Origin of the sequence: Blastopirellula marina, assembly GCF_002967765.1 — a bacterium.
Lineage (GTDB): Bacteria > Planctomycetota > Planctomycetia > Pirellulales > Pirellulaceae > Bremerella > Bremerella marina_A.
The window spans coordinates 370,573-392,165 of the sequence record NZ_PUHY01000004.1 but is presented as its reverse complement, the minus strand read 5'-3'; the positions used below and the strand labels follow the sequence as shown (position 1 = coordinate 392,165).

General features: G+C 53.9%; 13 protein-coding genes. 8 read left to right on the top strand and 5 right to left on the bottom strand.

Annotation, left to right across the window (positions count from 1 at the left end; genetic code table 11):
* Nucleotides 1–205 precede the first annotated feature (205 nt).
* From C5Y83_RS02935 to C5Y83_RS02920, 4 genes are read left to right on the top strand one after another with little or no spacing between them, the layout of a single operon-like run.
* Complete coding sequence (locus C5Y83_RS02935) at nt 206–742, top strand: sigma-70 family RNA polymerase sigma factor (RefSeq protein ID WP_105328155.1); 537 nt, start codon at nt 206–208, stop codon at nt 740–742.
* Nucleotides 743–758: 16 nt separating this feature from the next.
* Nucleotides 759–2,384, top strand: a complete 1,626-nt coding sequence (locus tag C5Y83_RS02930) for a LamG-like jellyroll fold domain-containing protein (RefSeq protein ID WP_158262207.1) — start codon at nt 759–761, stop codon at nt 2,382–2,384.
* Nucleotides 2,385–2,413: 29 nt separating this feature from the next.
* The gene (locus C5Y83_RS02925; RefSeq protein ID WP_105328153.1) at nt 2,414–4,756 is read left to right on the top strand and encodes a PSD1 and planctomycete cytochrome C domain-containing protein; all 2,343 of its coding nucleotides are present in this window, start codon (nt 2,414–2,416) and stop codon (nt 4,754–4,756) included.
* A 14-nt stretch (nt 4,757–4,770) separates the two neighbouring features.
* Entirely contained in the window at nt 4,771–6,213 is a 1,443-nt protein-coding gene (locus C5Y83_RS02920; RefSeq protein WP_105328152.1) for a DUF1501 domain-containing protein, read from the top strand.
* Nucleotides 6,214–6,216: 3 nt separating this feature from the next.
* Here C5Y83_RS02920 and C5Y83_RS02915 read toward each other — a convergent pair whose 3' ends face one another.
* On the bottom strand, nt 6,217–12,171 hold the full coding sequence (locus tag C5Y83_RS02915; RefSeq protein WP_105328151.1) for an ATP-binding protein: 5,955 nt from the start codon (nt 12,169–12,171) through the stop codon (nt 6,217–6,219).
* 405 nt (nt 12,172–12,576) lie between these two features.
* Between C5Y83_RS02915 and C5Y83_RS02910 the strand changes: the two genes are divergently transcribed.
* Entirely contained in the window at nt 12,577–13,698 is a 1,122-nt protein-coding gene (locus C5Y83_RS02910) for a class I SAM-dependent methyltransferase (RefSeq protein WP_105328150.1), read from the top strand.
* A gap of 12 nt (nt 13,699–13,710) precedes the next feature.
* Here the strand turns inward: C5Y83_RS02910 and C5Y83_RS02905 are convergent, their stop codons facing one another.
* The 3 genes from C5Y83_RS02905 to C5Y83_RS02895 form a co-directional block, all read right to left on the bottom strand.
* The gene (locus C5Y83_RS02905; protein WP_105328149.1) at nt 13,711–14,811 is read right to left on the bottom strand and encodes an HD-GYP domain-containing protein; all 1,101 of its coding nucleotides are present in this window, start codon (nt 14,809–14,811) and stop codon (nt 13,711–13,713) included.
* Entirely contained in the window at nt 14,811–15,188 is a 378-nt protein-coding gene (locus C5Y83_RS02900) for an Hpt domain-containing protein (RefSeq protein WP_105328148.1), read from the bottom strand. Before C5Y83_RS02900 ends, C5Y83_RS02905 begins: the two co-directional genes overlap by 1 nt.
* Nucleotides 15,189–15,401: 213 nt before the next feature.
* Entirely contained in the window at nt 15,402–16,604 is a 1,203-nt protein-coding gene (locus tag C5Y83_RS02895; RefSeq protein WP_105328147.1) for an OmpP1/FadL family transporter, read from the bottom strand.
* Between the two features lie 330 nt (nt 16,605–16,934).
* Here C5Y83_RS02895 and C5Y83_RS02890 point away from each other — a divergent pair, with 330 nt between their 5' ends.
* From C5Y83_RS02890 to C5Y83_RS02880, 3 genes are all read left to right on the top strand, one after another.
* Complete coding sequence (locus tag C5Y83_RS02890) at nt 16,935–18,035, top strand: Gfo/Idh/MocA family protein (RefSeq protein WP_105328146.1); 1,101 nt, start codon at nt 16,935–16,937, stop codon at nt 18,033–18,035.
* Between the two features lie 63 nt (nt 18,036–18,098).
* On the top strand, nt 18,099–19,547 hold the full coding sequence (locus tag C5Y83_RS02885) for a Gfo/Idh/MocA family protein (RefSeq protein ID WP_105328145.1): 1,449 nt from the start codon (nt 18,099–18,101) through the stop codon (nt 19,545–19,547).
* 144 nt (nt 19,548–19,691) lie between these two features.
* On the top strand, nt 19,692–20,729 hold the full coding sequence (locus C5Y83_RS02880; protein ID WP_105328144.1) for a LacI family DNA-binding transcriptional regulator: 1,038 nt from the start codon (nt 19,692–19,694) through the stop codon (nt 20,727–20,729).
* A 29-nt stretch (nt 20,730–20,758) separates the two neighbouring features.
* Here C5Y83_RS02880 and C5Y83_RS02875 read toward each other — a convergent pair whose 3' ends face one another.
* Nucleotides 20,759–21,199, bottom strand: a complete 441-nt coding sequence (locus C5Y83_RS02875; protein WP_105328143.1) for a hypothetical protein — start codon at nt 21,197–21,199, stop codon at nt 20,759–20,761.
* Nucleotides 21,200–21,593 lie beyond the last annotated feature (394 nt).

The window sequence follows — 21,593 nt, the reverse complement described above, 5'->3', positions numbered from 1 at the left end:
AACAACGAGATCTTCTGTCGCAGGTATTCTTCCGCGAAAATCTCGATTCCCCAATTTTTTTTCAACCTTTCTCGCTTTTCTCTATTTCCCCTCTGAAGTATCACGAAATAGACCATCTGACTAATTTATCCGGGGAATTTGAGCTCCTCCGGTAGAATAGAAGTAGCCCCGTACCGAAACCGTTTTTCATCGTTACTACTCGCGAATGCTTGAGCCTGGTGAAACTAGGAGCAATCGATCACCTTTTGTCGAGTTGATCGTGAAGTCCGAGCGTCCTTTGATGCGCTATATTCGCACGCTGGTACCCAAACTGGATGACGCGGAAGAGGTATGGCAGGCGACGGCCATCTTGTTATGGGAGAAGTTCGACGAATACGATCCCGAGCGGGAATTCATCCCCTGGGCGCAGCGATTCGCTTACTTTGAAACCCTTCGATTCCGCCGTAGGATCGCGCGGGACCGCATGGTCTTTTCCGAGAACGTCATGCAAACCTTGGCGGAGACGCACGAAGCATCTCGCGAGAAACTTGACGCGAGATGCCAAGCACTCCAGAAGTGCCTTGACCAACTCATTCCCCGTGATTTGGCCCTGTTGCGATCTCGCTACGAATCTGACACCACCATCAACGATTTAGCACAGACACTCAACACAACCTCGAAGACGCTCTATCGGCGTCTTGACCGAATCCGTGATCGACTCGCCCAATGTGTGCGGCGGAGGGTTGCGTTGTCTGATGAATAGCCCCCAAAGTCACTCCATGCCCACTTCCCCGTCCAATAAACTCGAACAAGAGGCTCGTTTGGCGTTCGATCGCGTTGCTCAATCGCAGATCACGCCAGAGCAACTTGCCGAATTGGAACATCGACTGCTAAGCGATGCCCAGTTTCGACAAGCCTATGTCGAACAGGCAGAGCTAGAAGCACAACTGGAACACCAACTCCTCTCGGCACCAGCGATCCCGATTCACTCGAGTCAAACCGACGCTCGACGCTGGCCCATGATAGTTGCGATCGCGCTAAGCTTGCTTGTGCTCGTCGGCCTATCCAGTGTGATCTTTGTCGAACCGGTACGCGTGGCGGTGTTCGGCAAGCCAATGGTCGATTACACCGAGTCGAAATTGAGTGGTCCGCGGCCGATCGCGATTGTTGTCTCCAAGAGCGAACTAAGCGATGGCGATACCTATGCCAAGACACTTTCAGTAGGCGACCGCGTGAAGCCCGGCATGCTCCGCTTGAATCGAGGCCGGATCCAATTGGAATTCGTTTCCGGCGTGCGGGTTCAGGTCACCGGGCCTGCTGAATTGCACCTGATTTCCGAAATGGAAGCGACCTTGGTAAGTGGCCAAACATCGGTCCTTACCCCTCCGGAAACCAGACACTTTTATCTCAACGGTCCGGTGTCGGCGATCGCGAATGGATCGAGTGAATTCGTTTACCGTGTCGATCCCGATGACTCGGGGCATATCGATGTTTACCATGGCGATGTGATGGCTTCGATGTTAGGGGACAACGGCGATACTCTTTTGAACGAGCTTGTTTCTGCCGACCATACCGCCATTTTTCAGGGCACGAAGCTTGAAGTTATTTCGGCAGCCTTCAACGAGGCATCACGCACCGCAGTGATGCCGGTCGACGATGTTTCGCTCTACCCTTCGACTCGTTACGCCGCGATGATCAAGCAAGAGAAGCCGATCGTTTATTGGCGTTTTGAGGATGGCGATATCGAAGGAGACTTAGTCCGTAATCACATGTCGGATCGGTACGCCGGTCAACTTCATCTCGCGAGTGATAACTCGCTGATGATGGGGCAGGGAACCTTGGAGTTCAAACGCAGCCGAGAACGACGCTACTTGAAGTTGAGCGAACCGATCGAAGGGATGAACAAGGGCTCGTTCACCCTCGAGTTCTGGGTTCGGGCTCACCGGATGCACTGGGGGACTTTCCTGGGTGTTCTGCCTGTGGAACAAGAAGACCCAGAACGACAGACTCACCTATGTTTATTGGAATATGCGAATCGCACCAACCTCGTCCATCGTCCCGCCACAGTGCGGATGCTTTACCGCTATCCTGCCAAGACTTACGCTGGCGGTTTGAACTCGTTCAGCCCGAATTCGTGCATTCCTGGTTTATGGACGCATGTTGTGGCCGTGAAGACGAATGAAGGAACACACCTCTACGTCAACGGTCAGCATAAAGGCATCTCCGACGCGTTGAGCTTCAACGATGACTTGGCCTACACTGTGGTCGTAGGCCAGATCGATTCGTCTCGTACTTTTCGACAATTTGAAGGGCAGATCGACGAGATCGCCATCTATGATAAGGCCTTAGCGCCAGAACAAGTGAAGCGTCATTACGAAGCAATGACGAGCTCCCCCGAAACCTAATCTCACCGATAACAAAGCAATACCCGCATATGTGTAGGCACACCCTATCTACGTTTTCGTGGACTACCGGCATCCTGTTGCTGGTTTCCAGCCCCGCCTGGGGAGAGAAGCCGCTCGACTACAATCGTGACGTACGGCCGATCCTTTCCGAGAATTGTTTTTATTGCCACGGCCCTGATCCGGATCACCGTGAGGCCGACTTACGTCTGGACGACCAGAAGAGCGCGACCGAAAGCGTGATCGTTCCTGGCGACGTCGACTCAAGTGAATTCTTTGCCCGTATCGTTGCCGACGAAGACATGCGGATGCCACCAGTCGAATCGGGCAAGAAACTTACGCCTGAGCAAGTCGCCACGCTACGGCGTTGGATTGAAGAAGGTGCCCCGTTTGAACAACATTGGGCGTACGTTCCTCCCAAGTCGACGCCCGTTCCAGAAGTTGCGCATCAAGATTGGGCAAAGAGCGAGATCGATCGATATCTACTCGCTCAAATGGAGGCAGAAGGGTTTGCTCCCTCGCCCAAAGCGGACAAGGTTACCTTAATTCGTCGAGTGACCTTCGACCTGACGGGGCTTCCCCCAACGGCGGAAGAGGTCGAAGCGTTTGTTAATGACGAGTCGCCGGAAGCATTCGAGAAGGTGGTAGATCGCCTGCTCGCTTCCGATCGTTACGGCGAACGGATGGCTGCTTACTGGCTGGACTTGGTTCGCTTTGCAGACACGGTCGGTTACCACGGTGACCAAGATCACAACATTTCCCCCTACCGCGACTACGTTCTTGATGCCTTTAACGACAACAAGCCGTTCGATCAGTTCACGCGAGAGCAGCTTGCTGGCGACCTGATTCCTAATAGCTCGATCGATCAAAAAATCGCCTCCGGTTACAACCGCTTGTTGCAGACCACGCACGAAGGTGGACTTCAAGAGAAAGAATACCTGGCGATTTATGCCGCCGACCGGGTTCGTAACGTCTCGCAAGTTTGGATGGGCGCCACCGTCGGTTGCGCGCAATGCCACTCGCACAAGTACGATCCTTACACCATCACCGATTTCTATTCGCTGGCCGCATTCTTTGCGGATGTGGATGAAGCGAAGCACTTCAAAGTGGGAACCAACGCGTTACCCACGAAGCGTCCTCCCGAAATCAAGGTTTTGTCCAAGCGAGAGCGGGCCGAACTGACTCGCCTTCAAGCGGAACTCGATCAGATGCCAGAAGGGTCTGCCACGGACGAGGTAAAACGCTTGCAAGAGCAGATCGACGCGTTGAACGCGTCGGCCCGGCTGACGATGGTGACGGAATCGATCGAACCACGAACGATGCGTGTTCTACCACGTGGCAATTGGCTCGATGAAACGGGTGCTGTTGTTACCCCGGCGGTCCCTGTGTTCCTTGGTTCAATTAACACCAACGACAAGCGTGCTTCACGGCTCGATCTCGCGAATTGGCTGGTCGATACCAAGCAAGGTTCCGGTGCATTGACTTCACGTGTCTTCGTGAACCGCTTGTGGTATTTGTTCTACGGCATAGGTTTATCTTCGAGCCTGGGCGACTTCGGTGGCCAAGGCGAACCACCGGTCCATCCCGAACTGCTTGATCATCTGGCGATCGATTTCTACGAGCATGGCTGGGATATGAAGCGCATGGTCAAGGAGATGGTGATGACGGCCGCCTATCAGCAGTCATCGCAGGCCAGCGCCGAGGCCCGAGAGAAAGATCCTTACAACCGACTTTACACCCATCAGCTTCGCCATCGGCTATCAGCGGAAATGATCCGAGATAATGCCCTCGCGGTGAGCGGACTGCTGAACCTGGAATACGGCGGCCCCAGTGCCAAGCCATACCAGCCGACGGGATATTACCGCAACTTAAACTTTCCACAACGGACCTACCATGCGGACGAGAACGAACAGCAGTGGCGGCGAGGCGTCTATGTTCATTGGCAACGCCAGTTTGTTCACCCAAGCTTGATGGCCTTCGATGCTCCGACGCGCGAAGAATGCACGGTCCAACGTCCGACATCAAACACGCCGCTCGCCGCGTTGGCGCTGCTGAACGATCCGACGTACATCGAGGCGGCCCGCGAGTTTGCCTCGCGAATCTTGACCCAGGCCGATACCAACGACCAATCTCGCTTCGACGTCGCTTACAAACTGGCTCTTTCCCGAGAACCAGACGAAGCGGAGAAGCAAATCCTGACACAAATCTTGAATGAGAACCGCCAGATTTATGAGAAAGATCCGGCGGCGGCTGCCAAGTTACTTGCGATCGGTTTGAAACCAACCGACGACACCTTGGAACTTGCCGAACTCGCTGCCTGGACTCAGGTGGCGCGTGTCATCTTCAATCTCGACGAATTCATCACTCGCAATTAAGAAACGGGGCAGACATGTCTAACTTTCATCCGATGCAACTTAATCGTCGCACGTTTCTCACCCGATCCGGCGTTGGACTTGGCTCGGCTGCGTTGTCCTCTCTTTTAGCAAGTGACGGACAAGCGGCCAAAACGGGCGACCAACCTCGAGGCGTGCCAGGTCAGCCTCAATTTCCCGACCTGCCCCAGAAGGTCAAGCGTGTCATCTTCCTGTGCATGGCAGGTGGCCCGTCCCATTTGGAGACTTTCGACAACAAACCAATCTTGTCGAAGATGGATGGCAAGCCAGTTCCGTCCTCGTATACCGATGGGCAGCCGATCGCGCAGCTTCAAGGCAAGGAATTGAAGTGCCTAGGATCGATTACCAAGTTCAAGAAGTATGGCCAAAGTGGCCAAGAGATCAGTGACTACTTGCCGTGGCACGCGAAGATGGCGGACGACATCTGCATCGTTCGTTCGCTTGTTACCGAGCAGATCAATCATGACCCGGCTCACACGTTCATGAACACGGGCACGGTGATTAGCGGTCGCCCGTCGATGGGTGCCTGGGTGAACTATGGCATCGGCAGCGAAACCGATGAACTACCAGGCTTCGTGGTCCTATCGAGCGTAGGTGGTCGAAACCCTCAACCGATCGCCGCCCGACAATGGGGAAGTGGATTCCTGCCGAGTCGCTATCAAGGCGTGCAGTTCAGCTCGACCGGTGATCCCGTGAACTACGTTCGCAGCCCGAACGGTGTTGGTGTTGGTCAGCAGCGTCACTTGGTTGATGCAATCGGCGATTTGAACCGTCATCATCAGAATGCGATTGGCGATCCAGAAATTGCGAACCGAATAGCCGCTTACGAGATGGCTTTCCGTATGCAGATGTCGGTGCCAGAGCTGACCGATATGTCGGACGAACCTCAGCATATTCTCGATATGTACGGAGCCAAGCCAGGAGACGGATCGTATGCCTCGAACTGCTTGCTTGCTCGACGACTTGCTGAACGTGGCGTTCGCTTCATTCACCTCTATCATCGCGGCTGGGATCACCACAACGGTTTAGCACAGTACATGGACGTCTGTTGCAACCTGACCGACAAGCCGACGTATGCCTTACTGACTGACTTGAAACAACGTGGAATGTTGGAAGACACCCTGATCATTTGGGGTGGTGAGTTCGGTCGTACACCGATGTCGCAGTCGAATAAAGGGAACGTCGGTCGCGATCACCATATCAAGGGTTTCAGCATGTGGCTCGCTGGTGGTCCGGTGAAAGGTGGCCTCACCTATGGAGCGACCGACGACCTGGGTTACAACTCGGTCGAGAATGTTGTTCACGTCCGAGATCTTCACGCGACCATGCTGCATATGCTGGGCATTAGTCCCGAGCATCTGAGCGTGAAGTTTCAGGGACTCGACATGCGACTGACCGGTGTCGAGCCTGCTCGCGTAGTCAAGGAAATCATGACGTAAGAATCACGAAGCTGTCCAAACCGAATTCGACGACGAAACATCGTCCAGCAGTTGCTTGAGTAACTCTGGCTGGATCGGTTTGCACAAGTAGTGATCCATCCCAGCCGCCAAACACTGTTCGCGCACGCCACTGATTGCGTGGGCGGTCATGGCGACAATGGGTGTTCGGCGTCCGTTTTCTTCTTCCCATTTTCGGATAGCGTAGGTTGCCTGGGTACCGTCCATTTCAGGCATTTCCAAGTCCATCAGCACGACGTCGAACGCGCCTTGCTGATAGAGATCGAGGGCTTCTTTGCCGGTTCCTGCTACCTGACAGGTATGACCGAACAGCTCCAGAATGCCCTTGGCCACTTCCTGGTTAACTGGGGCATCGTCGGCCAGCAAGACATGCAATGCCCGCTGATCGGCAGCCTCTTTTAGCAACTGTTCGGCTGGATCATCGGTGACGGTTTCATAGACGGCGCAGATCGCGTCAATCAACTCGGAGTTGGACGCAGGTTTGGTAAGCGTGGATGGTGTCCCCACCTCGATGCCAGCAGGTGTGCCGATGGCCGGGAGTAAAATCACGTGTGGAGCACGTTGTAGGTCTTCAACGTTTCCTTCTGCAAACCAGCGTGGCAATTGGATCGAATCGATCTCCCAATCGATCAACAAAAGAGGACGATCCTCCTGCTTGGTATGAGCCAACTGGCCGAGCGACGCGGTCGCTTGCTCTAGAGTGACACACTCGCACTGAGCACCAGCATTCTCGACGATCTCTTGGTAGAGGTATCGCGAAGACTCACGCTCGGTCACTAATTGAATGCGTCGTCCTGCGAGTGGCTCTGCCGTCGCTTCGTCGGTTAACAGCTCTTGCGATTTCAAGGGCACCGTGAAATGGAAGGTGCTTCCCTGGTCGACTTGACTTTCCACCCACAAGCGACCTTCCATTAGGGCTACGATCTGAGTCGAAATCGCAAGACCTAATCCGGTTCCACCGTAACGCCGTGTGGTCGAGCTATCGCTTTGCTCAAACGACTCGAATATCGCTGCTTGCTTTCCTTCAGGTATGCCTGGTCCCGTATCGCGAATAGCAACATGAAGCTGTGGTCCGTCCACCGTTCGCTCGAACGACATGTCGACAAACACTTCTCCTTGCTCCGTGAATTTGATCGCATTCCCGACCAGATTCATCACCACTTGCCGCATGCGGCACGGGTCACTGTGAATCTGAGCAGGCACGTTTTTATCGATCCGATACAGAAGTTCGATTCCCTTATTCGCAGCGTTGACTGCCAACAATCGGACAGCGGAACCAATCACGGCCTGGGGCGCCATGCTGATGCATTCGAGCTGCATCTTGCCAGCCTCGATCTTTGAGATATCGAGAATATCGTTCAACAGCCCCAATAACCCTTCGCCCGATTGATTGATAACTGTCAAGCAGTTCCGCTGTTGCGAGGTCAACTCTGTCCGTAGAGCAAGTTCGGTCATGCCGAGAATTCCGTTAAGCGGCGTCCGAATTTCGTGGCTCATGGTTGCCAGGAAGCGGCTCTTCGCTTCGTTGGCCGTTTCCGCGGTCACCTTCGCCACACGTAATTGCTCTTCGGTCGAGCGTAGTTCTTTGGCCGTTCGCTCCAATTCCATGTTAGAACGAGCCAAGTCGGTTGCGCGCGACTCGGCGGCAGCCGTTCGTTCTGCAATACGCTGCTCAAGCGTTGTATTGAGCTGGGTAAGTTCCAAGAAACCTTGAGCGTTTTCAAGGGCTGCCCCAGCAATCGTTCCCACGAAGTCAGCAAGTCGCTCTTCGTCCTTCCCAAACAATCCAACGAGTTGAGAATGAGTCACATAGATGCATGCGGTCAGGCGATTACGCACGGAAATTGGAATGTAAATCGCGGATCGAGGCGTGCCGGCGTCATGCGTCAAGCTGTTTCCACTGCCGACCTCCAGGAACGACATCGCTCGTCCGGCTTGGGTTGCTCGCCGCATGTTGGTTTCGTCGAAGGTAATGTCACTTGGCCCGACAATCACCGTCGGTGATGCATCTTCTTCATTTCGATCGAACTCGAGTAACCAACTATTCTCGCCGCGTAGTAACCGACTCGCCCCCGCGCATGATTCTTCGTAGATCTTGTCCGTTGAGAGTGCTCCAGCAATCTTTCGACCGACGTGCAGGATCGTATCGAAACGATCGACGAGAGAGAGCGTGCCGAGTTGACCTTCCTGGGAATTTCCACGAGATTCTTCATCGATCGTCAACTCATCCATTAATCGACGTGACTTGCGTTCGTCTGCTTCGACATCCGGCCAATTCGCACAGATACCCACTTGGGATCGATGCTGGAGTGTTAATGCTTGCTCGAAAATATCATGGAGCTTTTCGGCAGACTCCAAGCTTCTGTCGAACCATTTGCGAGCCACTGGATAGCTACCCTGCATTGCAGCGACCAGGGCGAGTTCGCGATACGATCTCGAGCGATCATGCGGGCTGACCGCGGAAACTCGAATTGCCTTCTTGGCGGTCCGTTCCGCGGCTTGCAGTAGCTTTTCACGTTGCAGAGGTGCGTGCAGTGGCGTAGCTTCTGCTTGTTTGCGATAGGCGGTCGCAAGCCAAGTCAAAGGGGGAACCGTGTACGAATTATTGATCCCGGCTATTCTTGCCTGTTCGACCGCTTGCTGCAGGTTTTCGACGGCCGACTCTATCTTGCCTTGATATAAGTCTCGAACACCGACGGCAAACAAGATTTGCGTTTTTCCTTGGGCGTCTTGTCGATCACGCTTGAGTTCTCGTTCCAGAATCTGATCAGGGATTGCCCCTTGAGTCGCGCGAACCCAAACATCGAGGTTGATTCCGGATGCCTGTTCGTCACCTAGTTCGATCCCAGAGCGATGGTTGATTCGGGCCTCGGCTAAGGCACCCTTAAAGTCGCCGAGGTGATACATCGATGCCGCGACCTGATACCGAGCAATATGGACCATCCAGTAGTCACCGGTCCGTTCCAATAGCCGAACGGCCTCACGTCCTTTTTCGATGCATTCGCGATATTTACCCGCGGCATAAAGGGCACAGCTGTAATAGCTTAACGATTGACCTTGTCCCCACACATCGTTGAAACCACGACGTAGCTCCAGCGAGCGATGCGAATAGTCAATTGCCCGCTCGAACATAGGAATCAAACACGCAACCGGCGCGTGTTCCGAATAAGCCTGAGCCAGTTCGGGACTAGGACTAAATCGCTCCGCTAAGTTCAATGCGCAAAGATGCGCCAGCAAACATTCCAGCTTGCTTCGACAATACCAACAGCCGTGCGTCAACAAACTGTATAAGCTAATGGCGAGGCGTTCCGATTCACTCGGCGGACGCCCTTGCCGATGCATGAAGGTTTTTGGAAAACAGGTATGGAGGACTTGTTTCCACGCTTCCCAAATCAACAAGATGACCTGCATCACGCGATTGCTCGGAAAGGTGCAACCCAGCGTCCTTAGAGCCGTTTCGTACTCGTTGGTCGCTTGCTCCATGTCGCCACGTTTAAAAAGTAACTCAGCGACCTTGCTTTGGATCTTCGCGCGATCCAAATCTCCCTCCGCAAGCTCGGCTGCTTCAGCAAATTGCGGTGCAGCTTCTGCGTATTGCCCTCGGAGCATCAACGAGTCGCCTAATCCCTCGGCAATCCGAAAGCGAATCGCTTTGGATTGACGAACGGCACCGCGCTGAGCAATGCGGTATTGTCGTTCGGCAACTTCTAATGAGAATTGTCGGCGAGCTTGTTCGGCGGCCTGCAGTGCGTAGCCCATCGCGGTTTCTGCGGCACCGGCTTCGTCCAGGTGATACGCTATCTCCGAAACGCGGGCCGGGCTGTGTTCCTGCAAATGCAGAGCGGCACGCAAGTGCAATTCTTTCTGCTCTTCACGATCTAGTCGATCGAGCAGCGAACTGCGGATTTTGTCGTGCACAAAGACGAACTGCCCCCCATTGGCACGCTCCCAAATTAAACTGCGATCACGAGCATGCAGGAGTGCCGACACCGCTTCGGATATCGACATGCTGGTCAACGAGGCCGCGATATCGAGGCTAAATTCCTTGCCAATCAGCGCGCCCACAGAAAGAAGATTGAGCGTATCTTCCGGCAGCATCTCAATACGCCGCGTCAGGAAGGAAGCCGCCTCTTGCGACGACTGAAGATCCCCCATCGATTGAGGATCGACTTGCCAAGCTCCGTCAACAACTTCCAATGCGCCAGATTCAACAAGCCCCCGTAAGACCGCCGAGGCCATGAAAGGACTACCGCCAGCCAGACGGGTCACGACTTCGATTGCTTCGCCAGGAAGCGTACCCGCCATCGATTCGGCGAGTTGGCGAATCTCGTCGGTCCGCATCGGATTTAGACGGATGCTCGAACAGTTCGGAATCGCTCGCAGTGCGTGGTGTTCCTCAACCTCTTCCGAACGAAACGAACAGGTAATGGTCGAGTAGCGTTTGAAGTCGCGCGGTTGCGTATGCCATCGGCGAATGAGCGTGTACGTCAGGGTATCGGCCCATTGGCAGTCGTCTAGAATCACAAGGGCAGGGCGTTCAGGACTTCCCAGTGCACCGAGGAAGCGAATTAACGATTCGATCGTCCGGTTTTCGCCGAATGCGGCCGGCGATTGCTCGATCATGCCTTGAGTCGTGCCGATCGCGCCGCTCAGCGTTGGCAACGCAGCAATCAGGGCGTCGGCCATATCTCCGACACGTTCTTTGACGCGTTCGGCCAGTTCCGTGTCTTTTTGAACGACCGAGAGGAATCCATCGACAATCCCCTCCAGCATTCGGAAAGGCCGCTGACCGACATTGGTCGTTGCCTGCCCACGCAACACCCAAATTCCGTTCCGACGAGCTTGGCGGACCGATTCGACCAGAAGCCGACTTTTACCGCTACCTGACTCCCCTTCGACAAGCATGACACTGCCATGCCCCAGGCGGGCCTCTAGCACGAAGTTGTTGAGTTCGGCCAACTCCGCGTCACGCGCCACGAACGCGGGTTCGGTCAGGGTACATCGTCGGTCGGTTGCACCAATCGCGACGTGCTTCCCGGTCGCGCCGGACTCAAGCGTCTCTTCTATGGCGAGCAAGTCTTCGACGACCGCGCTGGCCAATTGATAGCGATCGTGGGGATCTTTCCGCAATAGACGTTGCACCAGCTCGTCCAGTTCCAACCCGACTTCAGGATTGATACTAGGTAGTTCGGGAACAGGTGCTGTAAGGTGCTCGAACAGAATCGCTCCAGCACCTTGTCCTTGAAATGGTAGTCGCCCCGCCAGGCAACGAAACAGAACGATGCCGGCAGCGTACAAGTCGGAGGGAGGGCCGACGTCGGTGTCGATCGAACCAGCTTCTTCCGGCGACATATACGACACCGTTTCGCACTCGCGTTCGCCGAACAACTGATCGGGGTGGAAGCGTTTGATCGTTCCAAATCCGCCGAGGACTGCCCCAGTCACTCGATTGTGATCGGTACTGGCCGTTTTAACGTACAGATTGGACGGAATCACATCGCGATGAAGGGCGCCACGACGATGCATCCAATCAAGCGCCGTAAACAGGTCCTTGCCAAGCTTGATCGTCTCAGGAATTGAGAGTGGCTTGTCGGTAAGCAGCTGACTGAGCGTGGCTTCTTTCATCCACGGCATAACAATGAAGAACTCTTCATCCGAGCGGGCAAACTTCCGCACGGGAGTGAGTTGGTCGTTCCAGTGCTCTTCTCGGACGCTGGCCTCGAACTCCATGCGTGCATTGGCCCCACGCGTGACCGAATCGAGACGAATCGCTTTGATCACTACGGCTTCATCGCTGGTCCGATCGACACCCCACAGCGTACGCTCGAAGGCTGAGTCCTCGCTCGACGCTGTAATCTCGTATTGTTGCTGCAGTTCGACCGCCAGATGATGCCCAGACTGTGAGAGCGTCTTCTCTGTGTCGACTATTTTCTTGACCATGGCCAGTTATGGAGTTCTTTCTTGGGCTCCCAATCAAGTCGATTCTTGATTCAAAGCCCAACCGCGCCGCGCTGCACTAACTAGTTTTTTTGGTGACGAAGTTGCTGCCCTCGGTGGCAATCTGCGGACAATTCGGAGATGCACCTCGGCACAAAACCATAGCTCTCAGAGTGCAAATTTGCGGAACGCCCGAAGGGATACGCGCAAAACGCGCAAACCCCTCGGGCCGTAAGGGGGACTTAATCGCCCCTTCTTACGCACACCTTACCCCCCTTATGTTTATTTGAAGGCATTTACTGTTGATTTCAGACGCTGTGCCAATTCTGATGAATATCCCAGTTGCGCCGTCGGATTTCCGATCAGGCGAAATCTCTTCCGTGAAACGCCTAAAGTTCAGGTATTGCCATGATTCAGTCGAACGACTCGACCACCTCGAAACTACCGGCTGTGCTCGAGTTCTTTTCACAGGATGTGGCGGAATTCAAGAAGCAGCTTGCTCAACTTGAAAGTGAAATAGACAAGGATGCGACCGCCGTACCCAATAGCGACTTGCACAAACGGACCATTGCGGCATTAGAGCAATCCGTGATCGCATGTCGAAAATTTGAAGATGAACACGAAGACAACCCAGAGTTGATTAAGGAAGTGCAAGCCCGGTTTCGTGAAGAAACCGCCCCTTGGCTAGAGCAAAGTTGGTTCGCCAATCGCGCTCACACCAAACCCAGCGGCTTCGCTGGAGACTATGAAATGCTGGTCAAAATCTACGAGGGGGCAACGCCTGCGCGTGGATTGGGGGCCTACCTCGACCTTTGTTTCATGGATATCCCGCTGGCCAATGCGGTCCGCGGCCGCAAAGACATGGTCCGTGAATATCTCGAGAAGGATATCGCGAACCGCACTGGTGATATTCGAATACTTGATATTGCCTGTGGTCCTTGTCGAGAATTCCTCGATTGGCCTGAATTTGCTGGGCGTTCCATCGAAGTGATCGCTATGGATAACGATCCGGTCGCCCTTGAATACATCGAAGCAACGGTCGCCACACAATTGCCGAAAGGAACCACTCTGATCCCAACGCGTTACAACGCGATGCGAGCCAAGAAGTCGGAAGCCACCATTAAGAAGTTCGGCAAGTTCGACATCATCTATAGTGTTGGCCTGGCTGATTATCTAACCGATGAGCAACTTGTCGGTATCTTCAGCGGATTGGGCGAAACACTCAACGAAGGTGGTGCGTTGGTAATCGCATTTAAGGACACGGAACGCTACGACGAGACACCATATCAGTGGCATCTCGATTGGTTCTTCTATCAGCGAACCGTGGAAGATGTCTTGCACATCTTTGAAGAAGCTGGCTTCAACACCGAGAAAATGGATCTGACACGTGATCGCTCTGGCATCATCGTGAACTATGTCAGCCATCAGTCGCCAGGATGTATTCGCCGAATCGATTCGGCCGAACTATCTCGTTCGGCACGCGCCAAGCGAAAATCGACAAGCTCGGTCGATTCACAACAACAAGACTAGGCGACAATCACGCTAGTTTTGCGCAAGGTTTCCAGCGGGGATGGCCAAACCGTTTGCCATTCCCGCGATGTCAGGATAGGCCAGCATGTCATTGAGCCGCTGATTGATGTCGACGATCTCGTCCTCGCGATTGAAAAAGGCGTCGACAATGTCAGGATCGAAGTGCTTTCCGGCACCTTCGCGAATGATCGAACGTGCTTTTTCGTGGCTGAATGCTTCTTTGTAGACGCGGGCCGTGGTCAAAGCATCGTAGACGTCTGCCACAGCCACGATCCGTCCACAAAGTGGGATCTCTTCGCCAGCTAGTCCATACGGATAGCCAGTGCCATCCCATTTTTCATGATGCGAACCGGCAATGTCCCGAGCAAATCGCAAGTAAGCAGCTTCAGGTTGTTCGCGTAATGCGGCATCCAAAGTGTAATACCCGACAAGCGTGTGCTGCTTCATGATCTCGAATTCATCCGGGGTCAACCTACCCGGTTTGAGCAATACATGATCAGGGATGCCAACCTTGCCAATGTCGTGCAAGGGACTTGTGAGGTAGATTGTGCGGACGTAGTCAGCATCGACGATATCGGCGTACTTTGGTTGTCGCGAGAGATCATCGGCCAACAATCGCGAGTATTCCCGCATTCGTTCGAGGTGGGCACCCGTTTCGGGATCGCGCGACTCGGCCAGCTTCGCCAAGGCAAAGATAATGACGTTCCGACTCTCTAACGAGACGATGCGATTGGCGGCACGGAGGCGAATGTGAAGTTCTTCCGGGTCGAATGGCTTGGTTATGAAGTCGTCCGCACCGGCTCTTAAGCCACTTACCAAATTGTGTTGTCGGTCGAGCGAAGTCAGTAGGATGAAATAGACATAACCGCTTAAGGGACGCTGGCGAACGCGTCGGCAAAGCTCGACACCCGACATCCCAGGCATCTGCCAGTCAGACAGCACAATCCGGAAGTCTCCTTTGTAGATCATCTCGAGCGCTTCCTTGCCGTCGCGTGCGGTCTCTACCGGAATTCCCAAAGCGCCTAGTACATCGCTTAGCATTCCCAAGCAAGCTGGATCGTCGTCTACCAGCAGAATCGGTGCCTGAGTGGTGTCTCGTTCGTGAATTATCATTACGGCGTCGACTCCTCACGATGCTGCGTGATGATCTCGCTCAGACGGCAACATTCATCTCGGATTTCCAAAAGCGAGTCCTCAACATCGGTAAGACTCTCTTCTGCTTTACGCTCTAGACTCAGTGCGAATCCTGCCAGGCGATCAGCAGAGACAGTCAGCGACGTCCCTTTGATCCGATGGGCAATGCGGGCGATATCCGCGGAATCGTTTCTCTCGGTGGCGTGCTGGAGCTCCTGTATATCCTCTTCCAATGAGCCCTGAAATCGGGCCAGGGCCTTTTGAACGAGGTCGACTCGACCAATGCATCGAGCCTTAAGAGTTTCCCAATTGATAGATTGCTCACCTGGCGGCGCATGCGTCGACTGCAAACTCATCCATTGCCTCCCCGGTGTGAAACGAACGGCGCGAGATATCAACAGACACTCCCAAAAACGGGAGATCTTCCGAAAGATAGGTTACATTTCTCCCACGGTCAAAAAGCCATGGGAGAGCATGGTTTATAATCGGAAACACGCGCCAAATGCGCAAGCATCTAGGCAACAGACCGCACAAAACGGGCGAGGCAGCGGTAACTGAATACTGCCTTATTAGTAGTTGATACGCAAACCAAGCACCAAAGAATGCGCACTAATCTCGTGCGTGAGGGTATCGCCGGGCGAGAACGGAGGGGAGGGCAGGGGACCAGTCAGGCTGTTATTCACCAGGTAAACGTAAGCCAGGTTCAATTCCACCCCGTCGGTCAGCATACAACCAAGACCAGCTGCAATATTGTGCTGCTGAATCAATGGAGTCGAAAGATTCGCGAAAGCGGCATTCGGCGAGATTGGATTCTCATTGAAGTTGTAGCCGCCTCGGAAAGTCCAGAGTTCGTTCATACGGTACTGGGCACCGACCGCCATCGAAAAGACGCTATCCCAGTGCAGCGCTTTGAATCCCTGGGTGTTGGCGAAATCGAAATATCGGAAATCTGCCGCAAAGACCCAACGTTCAAAGCCGTAGTAGGCCAAGCCACCGGAGAGGATCATTGGATAGTCGAGATCAAATCCGACAACCCCCGATGGCGTAAAGAAGCGAAACTCCTCGAACCATTGTGGGCTTTTGATGGTGAAACCGGCTCGCCAGCAATAAGGGCTCGCGTAATAGATTCCCCCTTGGACGCCACCACCCCAGTGAACACGATTACCCGAGCCGGGCGTTGACGTCGGAATCACCGCCGACGGACCAAGCGGATCAAACTGCATTCGCGCGGCGGAGATCGTCGGGGAGACACCAATCGACCAGTTGTCGTTAATCCGATACGAGACCGTTGGAGTGATCTGCATCATTTCGGTATCCGCAAACACGGGGCTGCTGGCCAGCAAAGGATTGCTCGCGTCGGCAGGCATGTTGTTGCGAAAGCCAGCCACACCGTAAACGCCCATACCGATGGTTAGGTTGGTGCCTTCCAGGTGATCGACCCAGCCGACCGATGGCACGATCGCCACACCAGGTTCGCCGCTGGTGGTATTCGTGCCCAGGCCGGCGACATCCGATGTCAGGCTAACATCCGCCAGTAGCCCTTCCATCCCGAAGGAGACTTCCGACTTCTCCAAATAGCTGATGGAAGCTGGGTTCCAGTGCAGTGCCCCGATCGCATCCAAAGGAGCAGCCGTGCCCGCACCAGCCATACCTCGATTCACGGGACCAACGCCAGTAACCGACATGCCTTGCCCCATGACCGACGCGTTTGTGAAAACTACGAGAGCCAGGAAAGCCAAACCAAAAACGAATGGACGGTGACGATGGGTCATTGGGCACGTACTTGGGCTTATGAATCACAAGGAAGAGCGATGCAATCTGCACATTTTCTGCCCATCGACGTGCCAGGAAGGCGTTCCGCAACGAAACTCCCATCTCCAGAGTGGAAAACGAGTTAATGACAAGCGACTTTACCGATCCAGATGACCTGATAATGTTGATCGCATGACGGCATTGCTATCAGCGTCATCCTTTTGGGGTAATTGATCCCTAGGTCACTGGAACTACCGCAAAGGTAACCATTTATCGATAGATCAGCACACCTGGTACTCCTCCAGGAAGAGGTAGATTAGTTCGCTTCTCGTGGCGATCGTTTTCAGGAAATGCTTTACTCGATTGATGTCACGTGGTATCATGCGACCACCAAAGATGTCAGCCTGCCAATTTCGCGATTGATCTTACTTCCTTACCACCGAACTACCTTTGAAGGTCTCGCCGTGAAAACCACACAGACACTGCTTACCACCGCGCTGTTCCTCGTTTTGAGCCTCACGGCCGCCTCAAGGATCCATGCGGCCGAACCGCTACTGATTGGATTGATCGGCCTGGATAGCTCGCACGCAGTGGCATTCACCAAAGCGATTAATGCAGAGAATCCGCGGCCGGAACTTGCCGATGCCAAAGTGGTAGCTGCTTATCCCGGCGGAAGCCCAGATATCTCGGCCAGCACAGATCGAATCGAAGGCTTCACCAAGCAGATCTCTGAAATGGGTATCGAGATCGTTCCGTCGATCGACGCCCTGATCAAGAAGGTGGATGCCGTCATCATGAACAGCGTTGACGGCAGGGTACATCTCGAACAGGTCAAACCAGTTCTCAAAGCTGGGATACCGGTCTTTGTCGACAAGCCGATCACGGCCTCCATGAAAGATGCCCAGGAGTTGTTCGCCCTCTCGAAGTCGACTGGCACACCTTGCTTCTCCTCCTCAACGCTTCGTTTCTGCAACGAAGTGATCGAACTACAGAAAGAGAACCAAGCGGGCAACATCACCGGTTGCGTTGCTTACAGTCCCTGCAAGCTTGATCCGACCCATCCTGATCTGTTCTGGTACGGCATTCACGGTGTCGAAACCTTATTCACGGTGATGGGACCTGGCTGCGTGAGTGTTCAACGCACTAAGACCGAAGGTGCCGATATTGTCACCGGCGTATGGAAAGATGGACGCGTCGGTACATTCCGCGGAATCCGTGATGGTGCGGCCGGTTACGGGGTGATGGTGTTCGGCAAGAAAGACATCGAACTGGTTAAGATCCGGGCAAGCTATGACATCCTGGTGAACGAGATCGTTCAGTTCTTCCGTACTGGCAAGCCACCCGTCAGCCCAGAAGAAACGCTGGAGATCGTCGCTTTCATGACGGCTGCCGATGTCAGCCGAGATTCCGATGGCCAGTCGGTCACACTCGAAAGTGTGATGAAAGACTAAGCCACTCCGGTAACTCCGTTTCGCCATTATTATCCAAGTCATATTCGTTTTCAGGTAGCTCACATGATCTCAATTAGCCGTCGACAATTTCTCGCTGCCGCTTCGGCCACCGCTGTGACTTCGATGACTTCGCCCTCGTTTGCGGCGAGTGCCAACGACGAGTTGCGTGTTGTCGTGATCGGCGTGAATAGCATTGGCAACACGCACTTGAATGGCTTCCCCAAGGTACCTGGGGTAAAGGTGGTCGGTGCTTGTGATGTCGACAGTGCTGCACTCGGCAAACGAGCAGAAGAGTTCGAGAAGAAGTTCGGCTACACGCTAAAGAAGTATGACGATTTGCGACGTGTTTACGACGATCCCAATGTCGATGCCGTTGTGCTCGCCGTACCGAATCACTGGCATGGCTTGGGAACCGTGTGGGGTTGCCAGGCCGGGAAGGATGTCTATACCGAGAAACCTTGCTCGCACAACATCTGGGAAGCAGGCCAAATGGAGAAGGCCGCCAAGAAGTATGATCGGATTGTTCAGATTGGTATCCAGCGCCGAAGCTTCACACACCTGCAAGAATTCTTCAAAGAAGTTCAAGATGGCGTTCTCGGAAAAGTGATGCATGTGAAAGGACTTTACCTGACACGTCGCGATTCGATCGGCCGCCCAACATCGCCGCCCAAACCGCTTCCAACGGTCAATCACGATTTGTGGTGCGGCCCAGCCCCGACCAAGTTGGAACGTGCCAAGTATCACTACGACTGGCATTGGTTCTGGGACTACGGCAATGCCGAGTTGGGAAATAACGGCCCGCATATCCTCGATTTGTGTCGCTGGTCAATCGGGGCCGAAGAATTCCCCACCAGTGTCAGCAGCATCGGTGGTCGATACGCTTGGGACGATAACGGGCAGACGCCGAACACGCATATCTTGCGTTATGAATACGCGACCGCTCCCATTACTTTCGAGATCCGCGATCTGCCAACGGAAACCGGAAAGAAAGATACCTGCAAGTACATGGGCCTCAGCTACGGCATCGTCGTCGAAGGCGAAGACGCCACTTACGTTGGCTTCGACACGGGGAAAGTGATCGACAAGTCTGGCAAGACGATTCGCGAGATATCAGGCAACACCGGCACCGACGGCGGTCGCCAACTTCATCGTGAAAACTTCGCCAAAGCGGTCCGCTCACGCAAGACAAGCGATCTCAATTGCAGTGTGAAAACCGGTCACCTTTCGACGGCATTATGCCATCTTGGCAACATATCGCATCGGGTTGGCAAGCCAATTGGTTTGAACTCGCTGTCGGAACAAGTTGCCCAGCAGCCACTGCTGACGGATGCTGCAGGCCGCATGCTCGAACATCTCTCGGCCAATGGTGTTGATCTTCCATCGGCCAGCGTTCAAATGGGCGAAACACTGGCAATTAACCCAAAAACCGAGACATTCGTCAGCAGCGAACAGGCCAACCAGCTTCTTCGACGTGAGTATCGAGCCCCCTACGTCGTGCCAGAGAATGTCTAAAAACAAAGGCCATCGGCATTTGGCGGCCTTGATTCCATAAGGTTAGATTCCGTATTCTGAAGGACTGCTATTGAAAAACCAGGCTGAATTACGTCATGGAGGCCCGTGACGTCTTTCGGCCAATAGAAAGTCCCCAGAATTCGCATGGCCGAGGAAGCACGTAAGGTTCGCCTTCTGGATATCGCCAATAAGGCCGGTGTTTCGCGCGCCGCCGTGGGGCACATTCTTAACAACTCTGGTGCGGACTGTGTTCGCGTGTCAGAAGCTACCCGCGAGAAGGTCTTGAAGATCGCCGCGGAGATGGACTATCGTCCGAATCGTGCCGCCCAGCGGCTGCGAGGTATGCCCACGAAAATCATCGGTGTCGTTCTCGACACGGTGAACATGGCCGTGTTCTCCGCGCGATTGGCAGCGATCGAAGAAGAATCTCGCAAACGTGGCTACCGCTTAATGGTCGGACAGGTGCATCACGATCCGGACGAGATCAAGACTTATCTCGACGACTTCACCGATCATGGCATGGATGCGATCCTCTGCATGTTCGACGTGATGCATGATATTCGACCGAAACTGAAGAAGGTGTTCCGCGGACGCGATAACATCATCCTACACTCTTCACCCATTATCAAAACGCAGCCATGCGTTCGAGTCGAAACATCGTCGGCGATTGAACAGTTAGTTGATCACCTGGTCGAGCGTGGACGAAAACGAATCGCGATTCAGCTGTGGTCTTCCTCGGACCACTTGATGTCGATCCGCTGCGATGCATGGAAAGACAACGTCAAGCGGCACAAGCTTCCTTCGACCAATTCCTTGGTTTGGACGAACCCAGAAGCTACGCAGAAACCATCGCGAGAAGCAATTGACGATTGCATTCAGAAACTCGTCATCAAGAACGAGGCGGACGCCATCATTGCCTCGAACGATGAATGGGCGGTCCGCATCATGCAAGGATTACAGCGACATGGCTATTCCGTGCCGGGCGACTTGGCGGTTACCGGTTACGACAACCTCGACATCGCCGATGTTATTGAGCCAGGCCTGACGACGATTGACCAATGTCACGCCGATTATGCCAAGCAAGCGTTAGATCTCGTGGAAGAGTCGTTGGCCGGAACGCTCAACGCATCAGATCGCTTGCGTGTTATCCGGCCCAAACTAATCGTCCGTGAATCGACCTAGTTGATTCCGCGATTACGTCGGCAAGAAGCCTAATCGCCCACGCCGATGTCGTCGTCGAGCGCCTTCTGTACGATGGCGTTCTCATGGTGTTCATGGTTCAGATAGCGAGTTGTGAAGTCGCGAAATCGAACATGAAACGTTCCGAGCGATTCTTCCGGACTATGGCTCAGATCGTCGAGCATCGCATCAATGTCGCTCAACAACAATCGATGTTCATGCCGCAGTTGTTCGCATTCCGTTGAAAAACGGGGCGCGATCGAGACGGTTTCTTGAAGGTAACCACCGTATTCTTCGCGAGCGAACTGATCGTGCATCATGTCGCGAAGCTCTTGCAGACCGAGGATCAAAGCATCCGCAGTGTCATCTTCAATACTGATACGATCCGCTTCCACCAACAACTCGTGCAGCAATGCATGCTCGGAGAGTAGTTTGTGAACAGCGGCTTCCGTGAGTCGTTGCAGGTCGGGCATAGCATCCTCCAAGGCAATAAGAGGAAAAGAAAAGCGATAACCCCTTCGCTACGATAATTTGCAACTCCTGCAATCCGTTCGCATCCCTTCATTTGTTTTTGTATGCCGGAAAATAGGCATCGTCAATTCAATCTTTTCGCGTTTGGTTCAAAAAGACCGAGATGGTTTCGTCGATCCAGAAACACGGGCCTATTCAAATAGCCAGTATCTTGCCGTTGAAATAAGCAACGGAAAAGTCACGCTGCACCGACACCTGAGCGAGCAGGAAAACCAGGCAACTTTTACTGCCGGTTCAGAGCGAAACGTGGACAAATGATATCCGCAAGGGACCCAATCGTAATAACCTTAGCCTTCGGTTTGGACTATGAATCAACATCTGCGAATCGGTATCACG

Excerpts from the sequence above, each read along its gene's own strand:
- C5Y83_RS02935 (WP_105328155.1), top strand. The coding sequence starts at position 206 with ATGCTTGAGCCTGGTGAAACTAGGAGCAATCGATCACCTTTTGTCGAG.
- C5Y83_RS02930 (WP_158262207.1), top strand. The coding sequence starts at position 759 with ATGCCCACTTCCCCGTCCAATAAACTCGAACAAGAGGCTCGTTTGGCG.
- C5Y83_RS02925 (WP_105328153.1), top strand. The coding sequence starts at position 2,414 with ATGTGTAGGCACACCCTATCTACGTTTTCGTGGACTACCGGCATCCTG.
- C5Y83_RS02920 (WP_105328152.1), top strand. The coding sequence starts at position 4,771 with ATGTCTAACTTTCATCCGATGCAACTTAATCGTCGCACGTTTCTCACC.
- C5Y83_RS02915 (WP_105328151.1), bottom strand. The coding sequence starts at position 12,171 with ATGGTCAAGAAAATAGTCGACACAGAGAAGACGCTCTCACAGTCTGGG.
- C5Y83_RS02910 (WP_105328150.1), top strand. The coding sequence starts at position 12,577 with ATGATTCAGTCGAACGACTCGACCACCTCGAAACTACCGGCTGTGCTC.
- C5Y83_RS02905 (WP_105328149.1), bottom strand. The coding sequence starts at position 14,811 with ATGATAATTCACGAACGAGACACCACTCAGGCACCGATTCTGCTGGTA.
- C5Y83_RS02900 (WP_105328148.1), bottom strand. The coding sequence starts at position 15,188 with ATGAGTTTGCAGTCGACGCATGCGCCGCCAGGTGAGCAATCTATCAAT.
- C5Y83_RS02895 (WP_105328147.1), bottom strand. The coding sequence starts at position 16,604 with ATGACCCATCGTCACCGTCCATTCGTTTTTGGTTTGGCTTTCCTGGCT.
- C5Y83_RS02890 (WP_105328146.1), top strand. The coding sequence starts at position 16,935 with ATGCTTTACTCGATTGATGTCACGTGGTATCATGCGACCACCAAAGAT.
- C5Y83_RS02885 (WP_105328145.1), top strand. The coding sequence starts at position 18,099 with ATGATCTCAATTAGCCGTCGACAATTTCTCGCTGCCGCTTCGGCCACC.
- C5Y83_RS02880 (WP_105328144.1), top strand. The coding sequence starts at position 19,692 with ATGGCCGAGGAAGCACGTAAGGTTCGCCTTCTGGATATCGCCAATAAG.
- C5Y83_RS02875 (WP_105328143.1), bottom strand. The coding sequence starts at position 21,199 with ATGCCCGACCTGCAACGACTCACGGAAGCCGCTGTTCACAAACTACTC.